This window comes from Thermovirga sp. (genome assembly GCA_012523215.1).
Lineage (GTDB): Bacteria > Synergistota > Synergistia > Synergistales > Thermovirgaceae > 58-81.
In genome coordinates, this window is record JAAYIZ010000118.1 from 1 (window position 1) to 6,342 (window position 6,342).

General features: G+C 58.8%; 4 protein-coding genes. All 4 read left to right on the forward strand.

Going from position 1 to position 6,342, the window contains the following annotated elements:
* The first annotated feature begins 51 nt into the window (after positions 1 to 51).
* Positions 52 to 276, forward strand: a complete 225-nt coding sequence (locus tag GX108_03305) for a hypothetical protein (protein ID NLO56070.1) — start codon at positions 52 to 54, stop codon at positions 274 to 276.
* Complete coding sequence (locus tag GX108_03310) at positions 254 to 625, forward strand: (2Fe-2S) ferredoxin domain-containing protein (protein NLO56071.1); 372 nt, start codon at positions 254 to 256, stop codon at positions 623 to 625. The genes GX108_03305 and GX108_03310 overlap by 23 nt, the downstream gene beginning before the upstream one ends.
* 12 nt (positions 626 to 637) lie before the next feature.
* Complete coding sequence (locus tag GX108_03315) at positions 638 to 2,434, forward strand: 4Fe-4S binding protein (GenBank protein NLO56072.1); 1,797 nt, start codon at positions 638 to 640, stop codon at positions 2,432 to 2,434.
* A gap of 16 nt (positions 2,435 to 2,450) precedes the next feature.
* Positions 2,451 to 6,342: formate dehydrogenase subunit alpha (fdhF, locus tag GX108_03320; GenBank protein NLO56073.1), on the forward strand; the 3,892-nt coding region annotated here is incomplete at its 3' end.

Genomic DNA, 6,342 nt, shown 5'->3' on the forward strand with positions numbered 1-6,342 from the left:
AAAAGAGATTGCATCGATTGCCCTCCTCTCGGGGATATACCGGCCACTGTCATGACGCTGATGGTGGGATGGCCCGAGAGGGATTTTTTGTTCCGATACAACTTCGACAGCGACCTTTTCGAGACCAGTACGGAGGAATTGGTGCGGGTGCTGGAGGACAGGGAACTGTTGGTTTCTCCGGAGGTCGCCTTGTGGATCTCCCGCTATATTGAACAAGGTATCTACAATCTCCGCACAGGGGGGAATGAACGTTTTGAAGAAAATAACCAGTCTTGAGGACCTCAGGAAGATCAAGGAGCAATCGAAGGACCTCACAGCGGCCCGTTCCGGGGGAAAGACTAGGATCATCGTGGGAATGGGGACATGTGGCATCGCCGCTGGCGCGAGGGAGGTCATGACGGCCATCCTGCAGGAACTGGAAAAAAGGGGCCTCACGGATATAACCGTGGAGACCACGGGATGCATCGGGATGTGCCAGAAGGAACCGCTGTTGGACGTGATCCGTCCCGGCGAGCCCCGGACCACCTATGGTGAAGTCGGGCCTGGCGATGTTCCCAGGATCATCGTTGAACATGTCGTCAACGGCAACATTGTCGAGGACAAGGTTGTCGGACAAACTGACTAGGGGGCTTTGAAAATGGCTTTGTATCGCGCCCACGTTCTGATATGCAAAGGAACAGGTTGTACCGCAAGCGGATCAGCACCCGTTTTTGAAGCCTTCAAAACGGAACTGGCCCGCCGAGGGCTAGACAAGGAAGTCATGCTCGTCGAGACGGGTTGCCATGGCATGTGCGAAATGGGACCCATCGTCGTGGTCTACCCGGAGGGATCCTTCTACTGCCAAGTGAAGCCCGAGGACATACCGGAGCTCGTCGAAGAACATCTTTACAAGGGCCGGATCCTTCAGCGGCTCCTTTACACAACCCCTGACGTAGAAAAGAAAAAGATACCTCATTACAGGGACATTCCTTTCTACGGCAAGCAACGCAGGATCGTCCTGCGCAATTGCGGCTACATAAATCCCGACAACATCGAGGAATACATCGCCAGGGACGGATACCAGGCCCTGGCCAAGGTCCTCCTCGAGCTGCCTCCGGAAGAGACACTGGATATCGTGAAGAAATCAGGCCTCAGGGGACGCGGGGGGGCAGGTTTCCCCGCGGGCAGGAAATGGGAGTTCGCCAGGATGGCCCCCGGGGATAAGAAATATATTGTCTGCAACGCCGACGAGGGAGACCCCGGGGCTTTCATGGACCGATCGGTCCTCGAGGGCGACCCCCACAGCGTCGTCGAAGGAATGCTCATTGGGGCCTACGTCATAGGCTCCGACGAGGGGTATATTTACTGCCGTGCCGAATACCCCCTGGCCATCAAACGCCTCAATACCGCTATCGAGCAGGCTACCGAGATGGGCCTCATGGGCGACAACATAATGGGCACGGGTTTCTCCTTCAAGCTCCATATCAAGGAAGGTGCCGGGGCCTTTGTCTGCGGCGAAGAGACCGCCCTCATGGCTTCCATCGAGGGCAAGCGAGGCATGCCCAACCCTCGCCCCCCCTTCCCGGCCAACTCGGGCCTTTGGGGAAAACCAACCAATATCAATAACGTGGAAACCTGGGCTAATATCCCGCAGATCATCCTCAACGGCGCCGAATGGTTCAGCAGCGTTGGAACGGAAACTTCGAAGGGGACGAAGATATTCGCCCTTACCGGGAAGGTGAACAACACCGGCCTCGTGGAAGCCCCCATGGGTATGACCCTCAGGGAAGTCATCTACGATATAGGGGGCGGCATTCCCAATGACAAGAAGTTCAAAGCCGTTCAGCTAGGCGGTCCGTCGGGGGGATGCCTGCCCGAATCGATGCTCGACACCCCCGTCGATTATGAGTCGATCAACGCTACCGGCGCTATCATGGGTTCCGGTGGCATGGTGGTCACCGACGAGGATACCTGTATCGTTGACTTCGCGAAGTTCTTCCTCACCTTCGTCCAGAACGAATCCTGCGGCAAGTGCCCCTTCTGCAGGATAGGGACGAAGAGAATGCTGGAAATCCTAGAACGGATCTGCGAAGGCAAGGGTAAGTTGGAAGACCTGGATCTGCTGGAAGACCTCGCCCAAAAGGTCAAAGACGGTTCCCTCTGCGCCCTGGGGGGGACGGCACCCAACCCGGTCCAGACCACGATAAAATATTTCCGTGACGAGTACCTCGCGCACATCGTCGACAAGAAATGTCCGGCCAAGGTCTGCACGGCCCTCATTCATTACACCATCGACCCCGACAAGTGCATCGGGTGCACCCGGTGTGCCCGCGAATGCCCGGTCAGCGCGATAAGCGGCGAGATCAAGAAACCCCATCTCATCGACCAGGACATTTGCATAAAGTGCGGACGATGCATGGCCGTATGCCCGGTCAAGGCGATAAGCGTTGAATAAGGAGGATCTTTGGACAATGGATCGAGACGTAAAAGTAATCCTTAACGGGAAAGAGGTCTTCGGGTATCGGGGCCAAAAGATCCTGGAACTTTGCGCCGAGAACGGCATTGAGATACCCACCTTATGTTACGATCCGCACCTGACCCTTCACGGTGGATGCTCTATCTGCCTGGTCGAGGTCAAGGGAGCGAAAAACCTGGTCAGGGCTTGCGCCATGCCCATTAACAACGGCATGGAGATCCAGACGATGACCGACCGGGTATTCGGCGCCAGGCAGTTGGCCCTTCAACTACTCTTCTCGGATCACGTGGGCGACTGCCGTCCCCCCTGCCAACTGGCCTGCCCCGCCAGGGGCGATGTCAAGGGCTACGTCAACTACGCGGCCGACGGGGAGTACCGGGCTTCCCTTGAAGCTCTCCACGAAAACATCACCCTCCCGGCCTCCATCGGCCGCATCTGTCCGGCCCCCTGCGAGGAAAAGTGCCGCAGGAATTTCGTCGATGAAGAACCGGTCTCCATTCGCGAGATCAAGAGGTTTATCGGGGATTGGGGCATCAACACCGGAGACCTGGGCGTTATCCCGGAAATCAAGGAAAACGGCAAAAAGGTGGCCATCGTGGGTGGAGGCCCGGCGGGATTATCGGCGGCCTACTACCTGCGGAAGATGGGGTACGCGATCACCCTCTTCGACAAGGAATCGGCCCTCGGCGGGATGATGAGGTTCGGCATTCCCGATTACCGGCTTCCCCAGCCCATCCTCCAGAAAGAGATCGACTGGATCATCGACCACGGCATCGAGACAAGGTTGAACACCACCCTGGGCAAGGACGTGACCCTCGAGGAACTCAGGAAAAACTACGACTCGGTCCTGCTCGCCTTCGGATGCTGGAAATCCTTGCCGATGAGGGCGCCCGGCGAGGACTTGAAGGGCGTTTTGGGAGGGATCAACTTCCTCTACGAGGTCAACAACGGCCGCAAGGTCGACGTGGGAAGCAGGGTGGCCGTCATCGGGGGAGGCAACACCGCCATGGACGCCGCACGATGCGCGCTCCGTTGCGATGCCGACAAGGTCTACGTGGTCTACCGCAGGACCCGCGATGAAATGCCCGCGGAGAAACTGGAGATCGACGAGGCCATGGAAGAGGACGTGGAATTCATCTTCCTCGCCGCCCCGGTCGCCGTCGAGGGCGATGGCAAGGTGGAGCGGCTTGTCTGCGAAAAGATGGAACTCGGCGAACCCGACGCTTCCGGTCGCAGGCGCCCCGTCCCGACGGGGGAGCAGTTCACCCTTGAAGTGGACACCGTCATCGCCGCTATAGGCCAGGGTGCGGACTTCTCTCCCCTGCCCAAGGAGATACACGACGGCAGAAGGATCAACTCGGATAAACATTTCGCTACGCCCCTGGAGGGTGTCTTTGCCTGCGGCGACCTCAACACCGGCCCGGATATCGCCGTGGGAGCCATCGCCGAAGGCCACTGGGCCGCCGAATCCATCAATCACTTCATCATGGAAGGCGTCCCCCACCGACCCTTCGAGTGCGACGTCGTCCGGGTCGACCTTGGTCCGGAAGACTTCCTGGACCAGGAGAAGCAACCCCAGGAACACCCGGTTCACTGTCCCGGGAATGTTCGTCTCTCCCGGCCCTTCGAGGAGTACAACCTGGGGCTTACGGAAGAGCAGGTTCGGAGAGATGGAAGCCGCTGCATGAAGTGCGGCTGCCCCGACGTCCACGAATGCAAGCTCAGGGAGTACGGAACGGAGTACGAAGCAGATCCCGAAACCTTCTCCAAGGAGGAGTACTCCAGGCCGCACAGGACCGTCGAGGCCAACAAGTATTACCTCAGGGACATGGACAAGTGCATAGCCTGCGGCGTCTGCGTGAGGGCCTGCAGCCAGCAAGCCATATACAGCGCCATCGATTTCCAGCACAGGGGCATGGATACCCTCATCGCACCGGCCATGGACCGGGGCATCGAGGATTCCACCTGCGTCTTCTGCGGCCAGTGCGTCGAGCTCTGCCCAACGGGGGCCCTGACGGAAAATTCCGTCCACGGCATCAGCCGTCCGTCCAAAACGCGGATCGTCAAGACCATCTGTCCCTACTGCGGCGTGGGATGCGAACTGGATATTCACGTGGACGAACTCACGGGCAAGATATGGAACGTGAAAACCGACTACGACAGCGCCACCTCGATGAACGCCGGAAGATGTTGCGTGAAGGGTCGCTTTGCCTGGAGCTTCGTGCACAGCGACGACAGGCTCGAAAAGCCATTGATCAAGGAAAAGGGAGCCTTCAGGGAGGCATCCTGGGAGGAAGCCCTTGGCCTGGTGGCCAAAAAGCTCACCGGCTTCCGGGATTCCTACGGCCCCGATTCGGTGGCCTTTTTCTCCTCGGCGCGCTGCACCAACGAGGAGAACTACCTGCTTCAGCGTTTCGCAAGGGAGGTGATGGGCACAAACAACATAGATCACTGTGCCCACCTCTGACACTCCGCCACTGTAGCGGGTCTCGGCGAGACCCTGGGAAGCGGAGCAATGACCAACGATTACGAGTCAATCAAGCACGCCGATGTGGCCCTGGTGATAGGGTCCAATACGACGGAGAACCATCCCGTCATCGGTTCTTGGTTGAAGGAACAGCAAAAGGAAGGTCGGACCAAGCTGATAGTTTGCGACCCGAGAAGGATCGAGCTCGACGACTATGCCGACATCAAGGTCAGGCATCGTTCGGGAAGCGACGTGGCTCTTCTCAACGGGCTCATGAACATAATCATCGCCGAAGGCCTCCATGACAAGGAATTCATCGAGAAGAACGTTGAGAAATTCGACGAACTCAAGGCTGTAGTCGCGGAGTACACACCGGCCAAGGTGAGCGCCATCACCGGGGTGCCCGAAGAGACCCTGAGAGAGGCGGCCAGGACTTACGCCCGGGGACCGAACTCGGCTATCTTCTACACCATGGGGATCACCCAGCACCAGTACGGTACCAACAATGTAAGAACCGTCGCCAACCTGGCGCTGCTCTGCGGCATGCTCGGAAGACCCGGCACGGGCGTCAACCCCTTGCGGGGTCAGAACAACGTCCAGGGCGCCTGCGATATGGGCTGCCTGCCGGCGACGCTCCCGGGCTACCTCGACATCACCAAGAACACCGAAAAGGCCGTTGAAAAGGTGAGGCAAATCTGGAAAGCCGAGCTTCCTACCTCCCCGGGCAGGACCATAGTCAAGGTCACCGACGGGCTCGCCAAAGGCGAAGTCAAGGGACTTTTCATCATGGGAGAGAACCCCATGGTCAGCGACCCCAACACCAAGCACGTGAAGGACGCCCTTGAAAGGGCGGAATTCCTCGTCGTCCAGGATATATTCATGACCGAGACGGCGCAGCTGGCTGATGTGGTACTCCCGGCAACCTGCTGGGCCGAAAAGGATGGCACCTTTACCAATACCTGCCGAGCCGTGCAGAGGATCCGCAAAGCCGTTGACGCCCCCGGCGAAGCCCGCCCGGACTGGGAGGTCATTGTTGACCTGGCCAATGCCTGCGGAGCGGAATGGGACTTCCAATCCCCCGAGGACGTGATGGAGGAGATCAACCGGTTCGTACCCCAGTACGGAGGCGTCACTTACGACCGTCTGGACCAGGGCCCGCTCCTGTGGCCCTGCCCCGACAAGGACCACCCTGGAACGCCTAACCTTTACACCACGGGATTTCCCCGGGGGAAGGCCACCTTCGCGCCCCACGAATGGAAGGAACCCCACGAATGGCCCGATGCCGAGTACCCCTTCCTCGCGACAACGGGAAGGTCGCTCTACCACTACCACACGGGTTCGATGACGAGGAGAACCCCCTCGGCCGAGTTCATCAAGTCTCTCTACGTGGAGGTCAACCCCAAAGATGCGGCGGCCATCA